At 43.5% G+C, this 17,896-nt stretch carries 14 protein-coding genes and 1 pseudogene; 5 read left to right on the plus strand and 10 right to left on the minus strand.

Translation table 11 applies throughout. The annotated features are described in order from the left end of the window. The first annotated feature begins 80 nt into the window (after positions 1–80). Positions 81–872, plus strand: coding sequence for a TrmH family RNA methyltransferase (locus tag C8N29_RS04105; protein ID WP_107864773.1), 792 nt, complete (start codon positions 81–83; stop codon positions 870–872). 107 nt (positions 873–979) lie between these two features. Here C8N29_RS04105 and C8N29_RS04110 read toward each other — a convergent pair whose 3' ends face one another. The 10 genes from C8N29_RS04110 to gloB all read right to left on the minus strand — a co-directional run bounded on the left by C8N29_RS04110 (position 980) and on the right by gloB (position 12,911). Beyond that, the gene (locus C8N29_RS04110; RefSeq protein WP_107864774.1) at positions 980–1,768 is read right to left on the minus strand and encodes an enoyl-ACP reductase FabI; all 789 of its coding nucleotides are present in this window, start codon (positions 1,766–1,768) and stop codon (positions 980–982) included. 2 nt (positions 1,769–1,770) lie between these two features. Continuing rightward, complete coding sequence (locus C8N29_RS04115; RefSeq protein WP_107864775.1) at positions 1,771–2,508, minus strand: alpha/beta fold hydrolase; 738 nt, start codon at positions 2,506–2,508, stop codon at positions 1,771–1,773. A gap of 11 nt (positions 2,509–2,519) precedes the next feature. After that, the gene (locus tag C8N29_RS04120) at positions 2,520–4,148 is read right to left on the minus strand and encodes an ABC transporter ATP-binding protein (protein WP_107864776.1); all 1,629 of its coding nucleotides are present in this window, start codon (positions 4,146–4,148) and stop codon (positions 2,520–2,522) included. Then, positions 4,123–5,142, minus strand: a complete 1,020-nt coding sequence (locus C8N29_RS04125; RefSeq protein WP_107864777.1) for an ABC transporter permease — start codon at positions 5,140–5,142, stop codon at positions 4,123–4,125. Before C8N29_RS04125 ends, C8N29_RS04120 begins: the two co-directional genes overlap by 26 nt. Position 5,143: 1 nt before the next feature. Beyond that, positions 5,144–6,241 carry a microcin C ABC transporter permease YejB gene (locus tag C8N29_RS04130; protein WP_107864778.1) on the minus strand — a complete coding sequence of 366 codons (1,098 nt, stop codon included), beginning with the start codon at positions 6,239–6,241 and terminating at the stop codon, positions 5,144–5,146. 12 nt (positions 6,242–6,253) lie between these two features. Next, positions 6,254–6,442 (minus strand): hypothetical protein, encoded by a 189-nt coding sequence (locus C8N29_RS04135; RefSeq protein WP_107864779.1) that lies wholly within the window; start codon positions 6,440–6,442, stop codon positions 6,254–6,256. Then, positions 6,417–8,048 carry an N-6 DNA methylase family protein gene (locus C8N29_RS04140; protein ID WP_146164419.1) on the minus strand — a complete coding sequence of 544 codons (1,632 nt, stop codon included), beginning with the start codon at positions 8,046–8,048 and terminating at the stop codon, positions 6,417–6,419. Before C8N29_RS04140 ends, C8N29_RS04135 begins: the two co-directional genes overlap by 26 nt. Before the next feature lie 13 nt (positions 8,049–8,061). Beyond that, complete coding sequence (locus tag C8N29_RS04145) at positions 8,062–9,879, minus strand: extracellular solute-binding protein (RefSeq protein WP_107864781.1); 1,818 nt, start codon at positions 9,877–9,879, stop codon at positions 8,062–8,064. A 131-nt stretch (positions 9,880–10,010) separates the two neighbouring features. Then, positions 10,011–11,891 (minus strand): LysM peptidoglycan-binding domain-containing protein, encoded by a 1,881-nt coding sequence (locus C8N29_RS17465; RefSeq protein WP_107864782.1) that lies wholly within the window; start codon positions 11,889–11,891, stop codon positions 10,011–10,013. A gap of 252 nt (positions 11,892–12,143) precedes the next feature. Then, on the minus strand, positions 12,144–12,911 hold the full coding sequence (gloB, locus tag C8N29_RS04155) for a hydroxyacylglutathione hydrolase (RefSeq protein ID WP_107864783.1): 768 nt from the start codon (positions 12,909–12,911) through the stop codon (positions 12,144–12,146). A gap of 22 nt (positions 12,912–12,933) precedes the next feature. On the opposite strand from gloB, the gene C8N29_RS04160 reads away from it, so the two are divergent. From C8N29_RS04160 to nudC, 4 genes and pseudogenes are all read left to right on the plus strand, one after another. Next, positions 12,934–13,716 (plus strand): methyltransferase domain-containing protein, encoded by a 783-nt coding sequence (locus C8N29_RS04160; protein ID WP_107864784.1) that lies wholly within the window; start codon positions 12,934–12,936, stop codon positions 13,714–13,716. Positions 13,717–13,741: 25 nt separating this feature from the next. Continuing rightward, positions 13,742–14,939 (plus strand): annotated as a pseudogene (gene dnaQ, locus C8N29_RS17470) (DNA polymerase III subunit epsilon). 387 nt (positions 14,940–15,326) lie between these two features. After that, a complete protein-coding gene (locus tag C8N29_RS04175) occupies positions 15,327–17,003 on the plus strand; it encodes a FimL-related protein (protein WP_107864787.1) in 1,677 nt (558 codons plus the stop codon). A gap of 14 nt (positions 17,004–17,017) precedes the next feature. Further along, the gene (gene nudC, locus C8N29_RS04180; RefSeq protein ID WP_107864962.1) at positions 17,018–17,815 is read left to right on the plus strand and encodes an NAD(+) diphosphatase; all 798 of its coding nucleotides are present in this window, start codon (positions 17,018–17,020) and stop codon (positions 17,813–17,815) included. Positions 17,816–17,896 lie beyond the last annotated feature (81 nt).

A 17,896-nucleotide genomic window follows, 5' to 3' on the forward strand; every position in this document is an offset into this window, starting at 1 on the left:
CCCTTAATAAAGCAGGCTTCGGCCTGCTTTGTTGTTCTTGAGCGCGTTTGCGCACAAGTAAATACCTTAAAGACAATGTGATGAAAACAATTAGCTCTCGACAAAATCCGACGATTAAGCAACTGCATCAATTGGCGCACTCGGCTTCTGAACGACGTAAACAACAGCAAACCGTGTTGGATGGCATACATTTACTGCAAGGTGCCTTACAACACGGCATTGCCCTTGAGTTAGTTTGTGTTAGCGAACAAGGCTTACAACATCCCGAAATCCAAGACTTGATAGCTAGAGTAGAGGCAGAGTATCCCTGTTTGCTGTTGACGGATAGTGTCTTTGATTACATTAGCCCAACAGACAGTCCTGCGGGGGTATTGGCGGTTATCAATATGCCCACACCAACAGAGATGAGCGTGCCAACTCGCTCTTGTATCTTATTAGAAAGTGTACAAGATGCAGGTAATTTGGGCACGATTATGCGGACTGCGGTTGCGGCAGGTATTAACGACTTGGTGTTAAGTACAGGCTGTGCCAGTGTGTGGTCGCCTCGTGTCTTGCGGGCGGGTATGGGGGCACACTTTGTCATGCGTATTCAAGAAAAAAGCGATTTATCGCAGGTGATACAAGCCTACAATGGCCAAGTGTTAGCAACAGGCTTAGAGCTGGCGCAGAGTCTATATGACTTAGATTTAACCCAGCCTACGGCATGGTTGTTTGGTAATGAGGGACAGGGCTTATCGGCCTCTTTGCTGTGTTTGGCACATCAGCGTGTCATTATTCCAATGGCTGACGGCATTGAGTCGTTAAATGTGGGGGCGGCGGTAGCAGTGTGCTTATTTGAACAGCGTCGGCAATTATTACACCTAAGTGCGTAGAACGTGTGGATGCTTGGTACTCGATAATGATATGCGCAGTCGTCATCGACGCTACGTATTTAGCTCACCTCACAGCGAAGCAAGCTAAATCAAAGCAACAGCAAACCTTAGATTTCGCCTGCAGGCATGGCAGTCGTATTAAATCCACCATCGACATATAAAATTTCACCACTAATGCCAGATGCTAAGTCGGAGCATAAAAACGCTGCTGCATTCCCAACTTCTTCAATCGTGACATTACGTCGTAACGGTGTCGCGGCTTCGTTATAAGCCAACATTTTTCTAAAGTTTTTAATGCCACTGGCGGCTAAGGTACGAATAGGCCCTGCCGAAATACCGTTTACGCGAACTCCCAGTGGGCCAAGGCTAGACGCTAAATAACGGACATTGGCTTCTAACGAGGCTTTTGCCAAACCCATGACATTATAATTAGGTAACACACGCTCAGACCCTTGGTAGGTGAGTGTCACCACATTACCTTTGGCATTAACAAGTAACGGTTTAGCAGCCTTGACCAACGCGGTTAAACTATAACTGCTAATGTCATGTGCAATTCTGAAACCTTCGCGGGTGGTGACATCACTAAAATCCCCTTCCAGTTGGTCAGCAGGGGCATAAGCCACTGAATGCACTAAGGTATCCAAACCAGTCCATATTTGACCGAGTGCGGCAAATAAACTGTCAATTTGCGTATCATCGCTGACATCACAGGGAAAAACTAAATTAGACCCAAAGTGAGCGGCAAATTCTTCCACACGGCTTTTGAGTTTCTCATTTTGATAGGTAAAAGCGAGCTGCGCGCCTTCACGATGCATGGCAGCAGCAATACCATAAGCAATAGATAATTTACTGGCGACACCGACAATCAATACACGTTTACCTTGCATAAAACCCATAATTAAGCTCCTGTTTTTGCGTTCATACTGACGGACGTTGTTTTATTAAAAGCGCCTGTCGCCAAAAAGGCTTGAATCTGACGAATGACGTGACGCGAGTTTGCCATAAAAGTGTGACCACTCTCTACCTCAATAAAGTCTTTCATTTCATCGAGTTTCGTACTGGCTACAGAAACCTTACCATCATTTGCACCTGTAAACAGGTGTGTAAACCACGGGTCGGAGGACGAAGTCCCCGCAATAATGCCTATTTCATAAGGAATGGCATGCAGTCGATTGGGTAAGCTATTGGCCTCAGTCCCAAGCTGTTGACCTGCGGAGCCAGTCAACCACTTAAACCACCAGCGGTCTTTATACTTATCGACAATTTCGCTGCCATGATTGGGTGCACCCAACATGACGATACGTTTAACTTGCGTTGGGTGTTGTTGTTGGAAGTAAACCCTCACTAAAATGCCTCCCAGTGAGTGGGTGACAAAGTGAATTGCCTGTGGCTTGTACTTTGCACATTCATTGAGTCCCTGACCCACCACCAAGGCTAAACGCTCAATCTCTGTTTCTCGGGAACGATAACTTTGATTAACGACCCAGTAACCTACTTTTTGTAGTTGGGTGTCAATTTGTTGCATCGACCATGCACTGCGACCTAAACCATGTAGCAACACCACACAGTCTTTGCCATAACTCAGATTAGGCAAGGCAAAGACGGCACTCACGCAGCATAATACAAATGCACGCATATTCTTTGTCTCTACAACACGGGAGTACTGGCAAAAGCGGCAGCGAGAAGCTGTTTGGTATAGGCTTGCTGCGGTGCGCTAAACAGTGCGTGGGTATGATTGGTTTCGACCATCACACCATGACGCATCACTAATACCCGATGGCTGACTGCGCGAATGACCTTTAAGTCATGGCTAATAAATAAACAGGCAAAGCCATATTCTTGCTGTAAACGACGTAGTAGTAATACAATCTGTTTTTGCACGGTACGGTCGAGTGCAGAGGTAGGCTCATCCAAAATTAAGAGTTTAGGCTCTAATACCAATGCCCGCGCAATCGCAATACGTTGCCGTTGGCCACCCGAAAACTCATGGGGATAACGATGTCTTGCGGCTGGGTCTAATTCGACAGCCGTTAAGGCTTGGATAACCCGTTGTTCTTGGATGTCTTTATCTAAACCTAATAACTCTAAGCCTTCGCTGATAATTTGTTGAATACTGAGGCGTGGACTAAGGCTGCCGTAAGGGTCTTGAAAAACGATTTGCAAATCTTTGCGTAACGGTCGTAATTGCCGTTGTGTTAGCCCAGTGATTTCTTGATTTTGAAAGATAAGAGTGCCATCGGTAATTTGATTAAGCCGACTAATGGCAAAGGCAAGAGTCGATTTGCCAGAGCCACTTTCACCGACAACTCCTAAGGTTTCACCTGCTTTGAGCTGTAAACTGATACCATCGACACCTTTAATATAGCCCACCGTCCGTTGCCAAAAGCCTTGTTTAATTGGAAACCAAACCTTTAATTGATTGACGTCTAATAAGGTTGAGGCCTGTTCAGGTACAGGTTGTGGTTGACCATCGGGTTCAGCCGCTAGTAGCATTTGAGTATAAGCATGTTGAGGCTGTTCAAATAATGGCTCAGTATGATTAGTTTCTACGATGAGCCCATGTTGCATCACCGCGACTCTATCAGCAAAACGACGTACTAAACTCAAATCATGCGAGATGAGCAAAACGGCTAGGCCAAATTTATGTCTGAGTTGTTGAATTAGTTGCAAAATCTGTTCTTGTAGCGTGACATCAAGGGCGGTAGTGGGTTCGTCGGCAATCAATAAAGCAGGATTATTGGCGAGTGCCATTGCAATCATCACCCGCTGCCGTTGTCCGCCTGATAATTGATGCGGATAGCTGTTTAAGCGTTTTTCGGGTTCAGGAATACCCACTTCATGCAGTAGTTCCAGTGTACGGGTTTTGGCGACATCTTTGCTCAGTGTCTGATGCGTCAAGAGCATTTCGCTAATTTGTTTTTCGATGGTATGCAGTGGGTTTAACGATGTCATCGGCTCTTGAAAAATCATGGCAATACGGTCACCACGTAAGGCTTGCAAACGACTTTCGGGTGCTTGGAGTAAGTTTTCACCCTGAAACAAAATTTGCCCTTCGTAGTGAGCATGGCTAGGTAGCAAACGCATAATCGCTTGAGCGGTTAGAGATTTGCCTGAACCACTTTCGCCAACAATCGCCAGCATTTCACCCGTTGCTATTTCAAAGCTAACTCCTTGCACGGGTTCGGTAGCAGCCATACCTGTTTGTTGAAAACGAATATGAAGCTTATCAACGCGCAATAGCGGTGCGGCGTTATTGTTTGCGGGGGTCAAAGGCATCACGTACCGCCTCACCAATAAAAACTAACAGGGTTAATAAAATGGCTAAGGTAAAAAAAGCAGATAAACCTAGCCACGGTGCGCTTAAATTATTTTTGCCTTGGGCGACTAATTCACCTAGAGACGGTGAGCCAACAGGTAAACCAAAACCCAAAAAGTCGAGCGAGGTTAATAAACCAATCGCACCTGTAAAAATAAAGGGTAAAAAAGACAGGGTAGACACCATCGCATTGGGTAGAATATGTCTAAACATGATTTTGCTATCGCTTAAACCCAACGCTCTGGCTGCACGCACATATTCTAAATTACGACCGCGTAAAAATTCGGCACGTACTAAGCCTGTTAATTCTGTCCAGCTAAATAACAACATCAAACCCAGTAGCCACCAAAAATTGGGTTCTACCAAGCTGGCCATGATAATTAACATAAATAACATGGGTAAGCCCGACCAAATCTCAATAATACGCTGGCCAATCAAGTCGACCCAACCGCCATAAAAGCCTTGAATGGCACCGACAATAACCCCTACGACGGAGCTAATCACGGTTAAAGTAAAGGCAAATAAAATAGAAATCCTAAAACCATAAATAATCCGCGCTAACACATCCCGACCTTGGTCGTCTGTACCCAGTAGATTATCGCTAGATGGAGGGGCAGGGGCAGGCACGGTTAGGTTATAGTTAATGGTGTTATAACTAAAGCGAATGATAGGCCAGACTATCCAACCTTGTTCGTTGATAAGACTAGCGACATAGGGGTCGCGGTAATCGGCATTACTGGTGAGCGTGCCGCCAAACGTGGTTTCGGGGTAGTCCTTAAAAACAGGGTAGTACAGTGTCTGTTGATATGAAACGACAATCGGTTTGTCATTCGCCCAAAACTCAGCAAATAGACTGATAATAAACAAACTTAAAAATAGCCATAACGCATAATAACCGCGTTTATTCGCCTTAAAATTGGCAATGCGTCGTTGGTTTAATGGAGAAAATGCCACCTTAGCCTCGACTATTAAAATCAATACGGGGGTCAACAAACATATAGGTTAAATCACTGATAATGCGTAATAACAAACCTACGAGGGTAAAAATATATAATGTGCCAAAAATAACGGGATAATCACGATTGATGACCGATTCAAAACTTAATAAACCTAAACCGTCTAAGTTAAAAATCACTTCAATCAGAAAAGAGCCTGTAAAAAATACGCCCAATAATGCCGCAGGAAACCCTGCAATAATAATCAACATGGCATTTCTAAAAACATGGCCATATAAGATTTGTTTATCAGTTAACCCTTTGGCGCGAGCAGTCACCACATATTGTTTATGTATTTCATCTAAAAAAGAATTTTTTGTCAGCATGGTCAAGGTCGCAAAACCGCCAATGGTCAAACAGACCGTCGGTAACACCATGTGATGCGCATAATCGAGTAGTTTATCCACGGTGCTCAGTTGTGCAAAGTTTTCAGAAACTAAGCCTTGCATCGGAAACAATTGCCAATAGCTACCGCCTGCAAATAAGACAATTAATAAAATGGCAAATAAAAAACCTGGAATCGCATAACCAACAATAATCAGGCTGCTGGTGGCCACATCAAAACGTGAGCCATGACGAATAGCTTTTTTAATGCCAAGCGGTATAGAAATAAAATAAACAATCAACGTGCTCCATAAGCCCAGTGAAATGGACACAGGTAATTTTTCTTTAATCAGTTCAATCACAGAGGCATCACGAAAAAAGCTGTTGCCAAAATCAAACTGTAAATAGTTACGAACCATCAACCAAAAACGCTCACTGGCGGATTTGTCAAAGCCATATTGTCGTTCTAAGTCTTTAATCAGTTCAGGGTCTAGACCTTGGGCACCACGATAGCCAGAGGAGTTGTCACCATTATTTGGCTGACTAGGGCTACTCATGTCCCCATTTTCAGTCCCTGTTACGCGCGAGCTGCTATTGTCTAAACCTTGGAGTTTGGCAATCGCTTGTTCTACAGGGCCACCTGGCGCAGCTTGAGTAATGACAAAATTAATCAATAAAATTCCAAACAAGGTAGGAATAATCAGTAGTAGGCGGCGTAGCACATAAGCTAACACGGTAGAGACTCCTTAAACGATAAGACGACTAGCAGCGTGGCGTATGGCTGCTTCTAGATGGTCATCGGTTAGCTCATATTGAGAAAGTACGTGGGTATTGTCCTGTGTGATATGCATTTGGCCTGCATAGGCTTGTGCTAACGCCTCATCAGCGCCATTAAACGAGGCAATTATTTTATTTTTTAATTCTAAAAGTTCCATGTTCTGTTTTCTCAATATTCAGTGCGTTGAGGTAATCCGCTTCTATAAAATGGCCATCTGTTAAAAATTGGGCATGAATAGGCAGACGTTCTAAATCACTTCGCAACACTTTATGGGTATTAAATAGTTTTTTAAACAGCCAGTTAAGTAGTTCGCTATTCAATAAATCAGCAAGCAGTGACATGGAAATAGGAAATTTATCATCAGTAATCAGTAAGTTAGCACTATTAATAATAAAACGAGCTTCTGTGTCATAAAAAAAACATAGCCTTGAAGAAATAAATTTGTAAATGAGTTTTTCTGCTGCCTGATACAAATGTAGAGGGGCAACTTGTTGATATTGTGAAAAATCTGTGCCTAAAAAATTCGTCGCTGTTTTAAGTACTCTGGGTGTGATATCTGACCCTTTATAGACACTCACATAGCCTTGCTCAGGTTTATCACGCAGGTATTTGGTATTATTGCCCGTGACAATGCCTAAGCCCCAACGGGCATAACCTTCTAAGGTGAGGTGAGGAATACGATACAAATGTGTAATGAGCGCTGCTTCGTCGTTATTACAAGAGAGATTAAAGATATATTTAGGATTATGCCTCAAGGAGTCACTCGTACGCTGAAAATGTACATTCTCATAAAGACAATCAATTTGCCGTGCAGCATCGTTTTCTTGTTTGGTCAATACCAAGCCGACGGCGTTTGTTTGTAACCCTTTGAAGGCTTTGGCATAATCGCATAAACGCGTAATTTGGTAGCTTAGGGCAGAGGCTCTGGCATCGGCATAGGCCGACACATTAAAAAAGGCGTCAGGCAATAGCAGTCCGAGTACACCGTGTGTGTTGAGTGCATGTAGGCAGGCAAAGTAAAACAAGGCACAGGTATCTAAACTGTTCCCTGCCTGAAGTAGGCGACTGAGCCTATCTTTTTCGCTTTTGGCGATTTTTTTGCCCCATGGTGGGTTGGTAAAAATATAATCGTAATGCCCCGTTTCTTGAGTGGTCGCTAAGTGTAAAAAATCGGCACAGATAATCTGATTGCTGACAAAACCAGTGTGGTCAAAAATACGTTTTTTGGCAATGGCTACTGCAACAGGGTCAATATCAAAACCAAATAGATTTTCTGGCTTAAAGCCCAAGTCTAACGCCCTGAGTAAAAAGTTACCCGAACCACAACAAGGGTCACAAAAAGTCTTATGTTTTACAGAGGTATCAGAGAGATTGAATAAATCATTGACGATATGTTCAGGCGTATAATAAATCCCTTCTTGATTCTTGTAAGAGTCCGATAGACTGTCTTCGTAGTCCTTACCTAAGGCCTCGTTCGCAGGCTCAGATGATTGAGCGCGTGCTAAAAAGTCAGCACTAATCAGCAGGTGATTATGGCTATCTTTTTGCGATTTATTGGCGCGTTGGTAGAGTTTTTCTTTGCCCAATATCTCACGCTTAAATTGCATGACAGAGGCGTGGCTAACATGCCCCTTATTTGAGAGGGTCAAGTAGCCTGTTTTAATCCAATTTCTCACAGTTGCCTCAGAAACAGCCAGAGTCTTGGCGCATGCTTCGATGCTGAGTGTCTGGCGTGTATCATCATCAAATAACGAAGATTGCATTGCGCCCGACACCTTATTTCACGCCTTGCGCAGCGCGAACCTTCGTGAGTTTTTGACTATTCGCCCACCAAAAGTCTAGGCCTAAGCTGTATTTGGCTTTGATTTTGGGTTGTTCTAAGTAGTTCCAGTAGGCGATACGGTATTTATTAATGTGATAGTGAGGAATCACATAATGATGGGCTAATAACACGCGGTCTAAGGCGCGGCTGGCAGTGACTAATTGTTCGCGTGTAGACGCAGCAATAATTTTTTCGATGAGTGCATCAACCACAGGATTTTTTACGCCAATCAGATTATGACTACTGTCCGTATCTGCCGCTTTAGAGCCAAAAAAGCCACGTTGCTCGTTACCAGGGGATAAGGATTGCGGAAAGCCACCCACCGTCATATCAAAATCAAAATCGCGCATACGGTTGATATATTGTGGCGTATCAATGACGCGTATAGACATATCAATACCTAAGCGTGCTAAGTTTTGCTTAAACGGCTGAACAATACGTTCAAACTCAGGCTGAACCAGTAACATTTCAAAGCTAAACCGTTCATTTTTGTTATTAGTGAGTTTACCGTTTTTAATAGTCCAACCTGCACTGGCAAGTAGTTGTTGAGCTGTCATTAAGCTGGCACGTAAATTACCTGAACCATCTGTTTTGGGGGCTTGATAGGCATTAGCAAAGACAGAGGCTGGCAGTTGTTGACGGTAAGGTTCTAATAACGCTAACTCAGCGGCTGAAGGCAGTCCTGTAGACGCGAGTTCTGAGTTGGCAAAGTAGCTATTAGTGCGTGTATAGGCATTATAAAATAGCGTGCGATTGCTCCATTCAAAATCAAAAGCATACGCTAAGGCTTGACGCACGCGGATATCCTGAAAGACAGGACGGCGAATATTGAATAAGAAGCCTTGCATGCCTTGAGGCGTATTGTCCGTTTCCGTATATTTTTGCACTAAGCCTTGTTTGAGTGCGGGAAAGTCATAAGCCGTTGCCCAGTTTTTAGCACTATTTTCACGGCGAAAGTCATACTGACCCGCCTTAAAGCCCTCTAAAGCAACGGTAGTATCGCGATAAGAGACATAGGTAATGGTATTAAAATTATAACGACCTTTGTTGACCGCGAGGTTAGCACCCCAGTAATTAGGATTACGTTGATACGTAATACTACGGCCTGCATCAATTTTGCTTAAAATATAGGGGCCACTGCCCAAGGGAATATCTAAATTGGTACTATTAAAATTACGTTTTGCCCAAAAATGTTTAGGTAAAATAGATTGTTCGCCCACAATCAGGCCTAATTCACGGTTGTTTTTGACTTTGAAGCTAAATTTAACCCGTTGTTTGTCTAAGGCTTCCACTTTATCAATGTCACGATAATAGTTTTTTAAGCCTGCCGAGCCTTCTTTTTTGAGCAAATTAAAGGTGAAAGCAACATCTTCAGCGGTCACGGCAACACCATCGCTAAATTTTGCTGCGGGGTTAATATGATAAATAATCCAACTGGCATCGTCGGTGTCACGTTCTATTTTGTCGGCTAATAGACCATAGCGTGAGAAGGGCTCATCGAGAGAGGCAACGGTGAGTGAATCATATAAGTAGTCTGTGCCATCAATGGCATTGCCTTTATCAATAAAAGGATTGGTGCTATCAAATCCTCCGAGTGAGGATAGGCGAAGGTCTCCCCCTTTAGGCGCTTGCGGATTCGCATAAGGAAATGCAGAAAAATTCTGACTTAATAAAGGTTTACCGTGTAAGGCAATCGCGTTGGTGATTTCAACAGCAGCGACACTGTAATTAGAAAGTATGGCAATCAATAACCCTAAACTAAAACGCTTCATACCTATTCCTACATTAAAGTTTGCATAAATAGCTTACGCATGTGACGGACGTAAGTCATAACCTATTGTTATTTAACCCCCCAAAAAACAACCGCCGCATAAAAGCGGCGGTGTATTCTTATGAAGGACAATTATCCTTTGGCAAGATACAACACCAAATCTTGGCCAGGTTTAATATGCTTGGAGGCTTTATTCCAAGTTTTAATCTGACTGACCGACACATTATAGCGTTGGCTAATAGAATACAATGTATCACCACGTTTCACTTCGTAGCTAATACGTTTCACACTGTCTTTTTCTTTTTTGCTGCGCTTTTCTTTGGCTAAACGTTTTTCTTTACGAGACGTTTTGTCATCAGCGATATCTTTGTCTTTTTTAGACTTTTTCTCGGCTTTAGCAACTCGTGTATCGTCATGGTCATTTTGGAAAATGACCAATTTTTTACCCGTTTTTAAGCCGTTTTTGACTTTTAGGTTATTCCAGTCCGCTAACTCTTTGACGGTAACATCATATTTTTTAGCGATAGAATATAAGGTATCACCTGCACGTACCTTATGAAAAGACTTACTGTCGTTGTCATCGCTTTTATCTTTTTTGTTGGCGAGTTTTTTATCGTCCTTCGCATTCTCTTTTTCTTTTTGTGCTTCCTGCTTTTCTGCTTTTTCTAGCATGGCAACGCGTTCAGCCGCAGGATTGACCAGTTGGTCAGTATCGACAGTTTCACCACCAACTAGGGTGCGAACCTTAGAGATGACCAACATTTTACCTACAGGCACACGGCCTTTTTTGCCTACTAAGGCGCCATTTAAGCGTTTTAGTGCCGCAGGTGTAGTATCAAATTTTGCTGCAATACGGTACAGAGTATCGCCTTTTTTGACTTTATAGCGCTTTTGCACCGTGACATAACGCTCTGGGGGCGGTAGGCTGGCTAATTGTTCTTCAAAGGTTTCAATGGTATTGATAGGGACTAATAAGCGGTGTGGACCATCAGGATTGGTTGCCCAACGCATATAACCAGGGTTGAGCTGATACAGTTCTTTGGTGGTGATGCCTGCTAATTTAGCAGCCGCGCTTAAATCCACTTGATTCTTGGCATAGGTTTCACGGAAGTGTGGTTGATTGACGATAGGTTTGAGTGAGACATTAAATGCTGCTGGATTTTTGACTATCTGTGCAACCGCTAAAAAACGTGGGACATAAGCCATCGTTTCGGCAGGCATGGTCAATGACCAGTAATCGGTGGGTAAGCCTGCGGCTGTATTTTTATCAATCGCACGTTGTACATTACCAGGCCCCCAGTTGTAGGCGGCAAGGGCTAACTCCCAAGAACCAAATTTATTATATAACTGTGTTAAAAACTTATAAGCTGCGCGTGTTGATTCTAAGACATCACGACGACCGTCATACCACCACGTTTGGCGTAAACCAAAAATCTTGCCTGTACCGGGAATAAATTGCCACATACCAGCCGCTTGTGCGGGTGAGGTGGCAAAAGGGTCATATGAGCTTTCTATGACAGGTAACAAGGCCAGTTCGGTGGGGACACCTGCTTTTTCGGCTTCCGTCACGGTATGGTATAAATAGTGACTAGCACGCGCGGTCATACGGTTGATGTAATCTTGCCGTTTAGTAAACCAGATGCGTTGAGCAGCAATACGCTCGTTATCGACATTATTGAGTTTAAAGCCTGCACGTACACGCTCCCAAACATCACCAAACTTAGCGAGGTCTTCTGGACTGAGGACAACAGCCTCCATATCCGTAACCCCTAATAACTCATCAATATCTTCTTGGCTCGCCACAGTCCCTGTCGTATCGTAATAATCACGTTCATCATCGGAGGATGATGCAGACGCGGCTGCGCCTTGATTGGCGACGATGGGAGTGGCTTTTTTAAGGGTATTGATGGCTTGTGGCTGATGGGGGGTGGTACAGGCACTCAATACTAGGCTAACGAGGGCAAAGACCACCAGTTGTTTGGCGATTTTGCAGAGGTAAAGCCAATATTGCATGCGGAAATACTCCAAAAAAACAGGATTCACACAGGTCGTGGCTGTATACAGTCAGATAGACGATAAAATATGCCTTAAGTTTGGAATATTGTTGACGTCTAATAGGCTTAAAATTTATACAGTGTCGAGGTGTAAATCATAAAACAAAAGAAAATAGCCCTTAAATTCTAGGGATTCGTGCAGAACTCTGGCAAGTCAAGAAACACCATAAATACGACAGAACTGTAACGAAGTGCGGCAAAATGGCTATTTTTAGTGCGACCAGCGGTCTTTGTAGGCACGTAAGGCGGCAAAAGCATGGGCAGGTGTCTTTATTTCTTGGTGCGTGAGCTGTTGAATACGGTCAATTAAATACTGACAACGTAAAAACGGATTATATTTTTTTTCGGCACTTAAGGACGTTGGCAGCGTGGCTAAACCTTGCTTGCGTTGTTGTTGTGCCCATATTCGGTGTTCTTGTAAATATAGATTATCAGGCTCAATCGCTAAGGCAAAATCAATATTGCTAAGGGTATATTCGTGGCTGGCACAAATGCGTGTGTTATCGGGTAGGGATTTAATTTTTTCTAACGCGTGATAAAAATCCAATGCGTTGCCATCAGGAAAAATACGACCACAGCCTGCACTAAATAAACTGTCACCACAAAATAACCAACCATAACCCAAGACATAATAAGCTAGATGAAATCCCGTATGGCCTTTGACATCCATCACCAATATTTTTTCTGCCCATTGCGATACGATTTCGCCGCCATATAAAGCATGAGTAATCCCCTTAATAGAAGGATGACCATAAATGGGTACGTTTGGGTGATATTGCTGTAAAAATGGAATACCCTGCGTGTGGTCGTGATGACGATGCGTGATAAGTACTGTCGTTAGCTGTAAATGATGGGCTTGTAAATAGTCTGCTAATAGGGCGTAATCACCCACATCGATGGCGACAGTTTGCCCATTAGGGTGAATCATGAGCCATAAATAATTATCTGCCAACATGGGCAGACACACGAGCTTAATCATGTTGATGTCCTAGAGAAAATTCATGCGCCTACCGCATTTATGGCAACCAAATGCCCATCACGATATGTCAACGGCCTTAACTGACTGGTTTAACACGGAGCTAGGCCGAGAATTATTGGTGGCAGAAAATCGCTTATTGGGGCATATTTTGCCAGATTTATTTGGCTATCATGCACTACAATTAGGTCAAATTGTTGCCTGTAATTTATTACACAGCAGTCGCATTCATCATCGTATTGTTTGTGATAAGCAATTGACGGCTGTGGAGGGGTTGTCGCCATTACATGCCTTGCCTACGCAGTTACCCTTAGCCAGTGGTAGTTTAGACTTGGTTGTTGTTCATCATGTCTTAGATGTTGTGGTAAGTCCACATGCCGTATTACGAGAGGCGACACGGGTTTTGATTCCCGAAGGACATTTAGTCATTTTGGGCTTTAATCCGTGGAGTTTATGGGGGCTATGGCGCTTTTGTCGTTTGCCGTGGTCAAATACCCCGTGGTTACAGCGTTATGTGAGTCCTCAACGCTTAGCCGATTGGTTGGCTTTATTAAACTTTGAAGTCATCGGTTTAGAAACGGTTTATTTTAAGCCGCCAATTATCACTCCTGCTTTACGCCAGCGTTTTACGTGGTTGGAGTTATTAGGCAGTCGTTATTGGAGTCATGGTGGGGCGAGTTATGCTTTATTAGCAAAAAAACAAATTGCCTGTGTCACTCCCTTACGTGTCAAACAGCCTTTGATACAAATATTACAGCCCCCTTTGATTACAGAAACGCGGGGGCAGCAAAAGACAGTCGACAAGTAAACTCAGTATTTAAGATAGTTAAACGATGAAAACAGTAGAAATATACAGTGATGGTGCGTGTCGTGGTAATCCTGGCATGGGTGGCTGGGGGGCTTTGTTAAGTTTTAATGGCCAAGAAAAGCGTATTTTGGGTTATGAGGCCGAAACAACTAATAATCGTATGGAATTAATGGCGAGTATTGAAGCTCTAAAAACCTTAAATCAGCCTTGCCATGTGATTTTATGGACGGACTCCCAATATGTAAAAAAAGGCATGACCGAATGGTTGGCAGGTTGGAAGGCTAAAAATTGGCGTACAGCCAGTAATCAAGCGGTTAAAAACCAAGATTTATGGCAACAATTAGACCTACAAGCACAACGTCATCAAATTGAGTGGCGTTGGGTAAAAGGTCATGCAGGGAACTATGGTAATGAGATTGCTGACCAATTAGCCAATCAGGCCATCGACCAAGCACAAAAAGCAAATTAAGCTGTCATAATCGTCTGGTAATGTCATTTGGGTTACTAAAACTATGCGACAAATTGTATTAGATACCGAAACAACGGGTATTAGTCCGAGTGATGGGCATCGTATTATTGAAATTGGTTGTCTAGAAATAGAAAATCGGCGTCTGACGGGGCGGAGTTTTCACTACTATTTGCAGCCAGACCGAGACATTGAAGAAGAGGCGATTGCAGTACACGGCATTACCAATGAGTTTTTAGTCGGTAAGCCCCGTTTTCAGGAAATTGCGGCAGAATTAATGGCGTTTGTCAGTGGTAGCGAATTGATTATTCATAATGCCCCATTCGATATTGGGTTTTTAGATTATGAATATAAACGCTTAAATGAAGGTTTTGAGACCATCCGCAATGTTTGCCAAGTCCTAGATACTTTAGTATTGGCACGACAAAAACATCCTGCTCAAAAAAATAACTTAGACGCTTTGGCACGGCGTTATGCCGTAGACCATCGTGAACGCCATTATCACGGCGCATTACTCGATGCCGAAATTTTGGCAGATGTTTATTTGGCCATGACAGGTGGACAAGTCGGTTTAAGTTTGCATGACGACGTGGAAGGTGAAGGTGCAGGCCAAGAAATGATTCAACGTCTAGCCACAGACAGGCCACGTTTAAAAGTTGTTACTGCGAATGCAGAGGAATTACTTGCACATGATGCACGCTTAGATATTATTGATAAGGCAGCAGGTGGTGCCTGTATCTGGCGGCAATTGACCTAAAGGTATTGAAGTCACGAGACGTGACTTAGCATTTTTTGTGCAAATGTCGTCTTTTTCGCGAAGTAAAACTAAAAACTAGTCGCTTAATAGGCTAGTAACTTCGTGATAAAGTGATTATTGTGTGTCGGCTAACTGCTACCGTTAGGAATAAAAAAGCCTAATTAAAGTTGACAGTGTCGGTATAGTAAGCAAAAAGAGTAAGAATTCGCAAAAGTTGTTGACGTATTGCCAACGATAGGGCTAAACACACGTATGTGTTTCTTGTGGGACGGATGGTGTTCTCTACTGAATAGAAGAGACTCCGTTGTCTTCAATATGTCAATGTATAAATAATAAACGGGGTGTATTACACCTTAATCTTTAACTGATAAACGAAGGAAGGAATCCATGCTTCCAAAAATTGATGTTGGTGCCTTAAATTTAATCAAGCCCGAAATTGATGTGTCTTTAACGCAAATTGAAGGCGCACTCAGTGCCTTTGTTGAAGACAACAGTAATAATGGCCCCTTGGCTGAATGTGTGGAAGCCATGGAGCAAGTCTATGGTGCGCTACGTCTGATTGATGTACACGGTGCATCTGAATTAGCCGAAGTTTTATTTGCGCTATTACGTCAAGTCAACGATTTACAAGAAAAAACGCCTGATGCTTACTTCTCTGCGTTGGGTAACGGCATGATGGTCTTAGCACGTTATTTAGAATATGTGCAAATTAAAGCCATCAACCTGCCACAGTTATTAATTCCTGCTATCAACGAATCTCGTCAAGCCTTGAGCTTGCCCATGTTAGGTGAGGGCTACTTTTTAGATGTGCCTTTTTTACCAGATGCGAATATTTCCCAACCTTTAGCGATTGACCATAGTCAAAGTATTGCGCTGGCCAAACGTATTCGTTTGATGTATCAAATTGGCACAGTGAACCTGTTAAAAGACCAAGCGCAACCTGTACACTATCGCCTCATGCGCCGTGCTTTAGAGCGTGCAGCACAATTATGTACGGGCAAGCCTTTAGCGTTGTTGTGGTGGGTTGGTGAGGCGGCATTAGAGGCCTTATCGCAAGGTGTCATGCTCAATGACTCGCGTAAACGGGTATTGGCACAATTAGAACAACAATTACGTCTATTAGTATTGCCGCAAGGTTTAGCACAGCCTATTGATATGACTGTGTTAGCCAATAGTTTAGCGATTGTAGGCTTGGGGGAAACAGGTGGTCGTGTTGAAGAAGTGCAAAAAGCCTTTGACTTAGCGAGTAGCTGTATTAGCCAAACTCAACTGCAAATTCAGCATAGCTCCATGTTTGGGCCTGGTGGCTCGGTGATTAAAACCGTGGCAGCCGTTCTCAAAGATGAAATTGCCCACATCAAAGATGTCTTAGACGTGGTCGCGCGCGGCTCTCAACAAGAAGAAGAAAGTTACCAAACAGTTGCCGATGACATTCAAAAAGCCTCACAAACCTTGGTCATGTTAGGCTTAAACGATGTGGCTCAAGCCATGCGTCATCAAGCAAATATTGTTAAAACATGGACAGATGTGCCTGTTGAACAAAGTCTCAATATTTTGGTAGATGTCTTATTGCAAGCAGATAATGCGGTTGCTACCTTAGATAAAGAAATGACACCTGGTGCGCAGACGGTTATCAACAACACCCGTATTTCTCTACATCAATTGGACGAAGCTCGAGCAATGTTAGTTGCTGAAAGCCGTGCAGGTTTATCGTTGGTAAAACGTGCAGTACTCTCTTATTTAGAGACTAATGGCGAAGACCCGATGCATTTATCCAATATTCCTGCAACCTTGCAATCGACCAGTGGCGGTTTGGAATTCTTATTGATTCCGCGTGGCGCGCAAATTTTACGTTCCGCGGCAGGTTTTATGGAAGTATGGGCAAATAGTAAAAAGATGCCCGCGATGAGTGTGATTGAAACCTTTGCTGATGCCATTGCCTGTGTCGACTACTACTTAGAAAGTTTAGAAATCAACAAGCCTGTCAGCGAAAATGTCTTTGATATTGGTGAAGATAGCGTGGCTGAATTAGGCTATCCCGTGACCAATAGACAGGCAGCTTAATGACCAATCCAACCATGCCAGAGTTAACGCTCTGGCTCGCGTTTAGAGGCAATGAGTTATTAGTCAACTCAGATAACCTTAGTTTTCCACGCTGTGCCGAGCTGATAGAGCTAGACTTAGTGGCTCAAGAGTCACACCGTTTAGTCCATGATGACGGTGGCAATGTGGTCGTCGTTCGCTTAGCAGACACTGCACAAGCCCCCGAAGGGTATCATTTTCAATCGCTACGGGCATTATTGACGCAAATCAATCAAGCGCACTTTTCATTGGCGGGTACGGCTGCTCAAATCTTAGAGTGGTCGCGTAACCATCGCTTTTGTAGTCGCTGTGGCACAGCCACTGTGCCGCACGCGCAGGGTGAACGTGCCTTAGTGTGTCCAAGCTGTCATTTTTCGCAATACCCACGCATTAATCCTTGTGTCATTGTCGCCATCACTAAAGATGATTCTATTTTGTTAGCGCGTGCTTTGCGTTTTAATCGTCCGATGTACAGTTTGTTAGCAGGCTTTGTCGAAGCGGGTGAAACCTTAGAGCAGGCGGTTGCGCGTGAAGTGGCGGAAGAGTCGGGTATTCAGGTTAAAAATATTCGTTACTATGCCAGTCAATCTTGGCCTTTCCCCAATAATTTAATGTTGGCCTTTAGTGCAGAGTGGGCAAGTGGTGATATTGTGATTCAGGAAGATGAGTTGCTGGATGCGCAATTTTTTCGCTTTGACCAGCTACCCGAAATCCCCCCCAGTGGCAGTATTGCCCATCAACTCATTCAAGCGACCGTCAGCGAGTTGTCTAAAAAATATGCCCATCCTAGATGATAATCCTGTCTTGTGTTACGCAATTTAGCTTGAGTCGCTCTTTTTTCAAGGCTAAGGTTGGCATAAAGCGATATATTATCG

Origin of the sequence: Agitococcus lubricus, assembly GCF_003051055.1 — a bacterium.
Classification (GTDB): Bacteria; Pseudomonadota; Gammaproteobacteria; order Pseudomonadales; family Moraxellaceae; genus Agitococcus; species Agitococcus lubricus.

Coding starts and splice junctions, on each gene's coding strand:
- C8N29_RS04110 (WP_107864774.1), bottom strand. CDS start 1,768: ATGGGTTTTATGCAAGGTAAACGTGTATTGATTGTCGGTGTCGCCAGT.
- C8N29_RS04160 (WP_107864784.1), top strand. CDS start 12,934: ATGCGCCTACCGCATTTATGGCAACCAAATGCCCATCACGATATGTCA.
- C8N29_RS04175 (WP_107864787.1), top strand. CDS start 15,327: ATGCTTCCAAAAATTGATGTTGGTGCCTTAAATTTAATCAAGCCCGAA.
- C8N29_RS04140 (WP_146164419.1), bottom strand. CDS start 8,048: ATGCAATCTTCGTTATTTGATGATGATACACGCCAGACACTCAGCATC.
- C8N29_RS04115 (WP_107864775.1), bottom strand. CDS start 2,508: ATGCGTGCATTTGTATTATGCTGCGTGAGTGCCGTCTTTGCCTTGCCT.
- C8N29_RS04105 (WP_107864773.1), top strand. CDS start 81: ATGAAAACAATTAGCTCTCGACAAAATCCGACGATTAAGCAACTGCAT.
- C8N29_RS04145 (WP_107864781.1), bottom strand. CDS start 9,879: ATGAAGCGTTTTAGTTTAGGGTTATTGATTGCCATACTTTCTAATTAC.
- C8N29_RS17465 (WP_107864782.1), bottom strand. CDS start 11,891: ATGCAATATTGGCTTTACCTCTGCAAAATCGCCAAACAACTGGTGGTC.
- gloB (WP_107864783.1), bottom strand. CDS start 12,911: ATGATTAAGCTCGTGTGTCTGCCCATGTTGGCAGATAATTATTTATGG.
- C8N29_RS04120 (WP_107864776.1), bottom strand. CDS start 4,148: ATGCCTTTGACCCCCGCAAACAATAACGCCGCACCGCTATTGCGCGTT.
- nudC (WP_107864962.1), top strand. CDS start 17,018: ATGCCAGAGTTAACGCTCTGGCTCGCGTTTAGAGGCAATGAGTTATTA.
- C8N29_RS04135 (WP_107864779.1), bottom strand. CDS start 6,442: ATGGAACTTTTAGAATTAAAAAATAAAATAATTGCCTCGTTTAATGGC.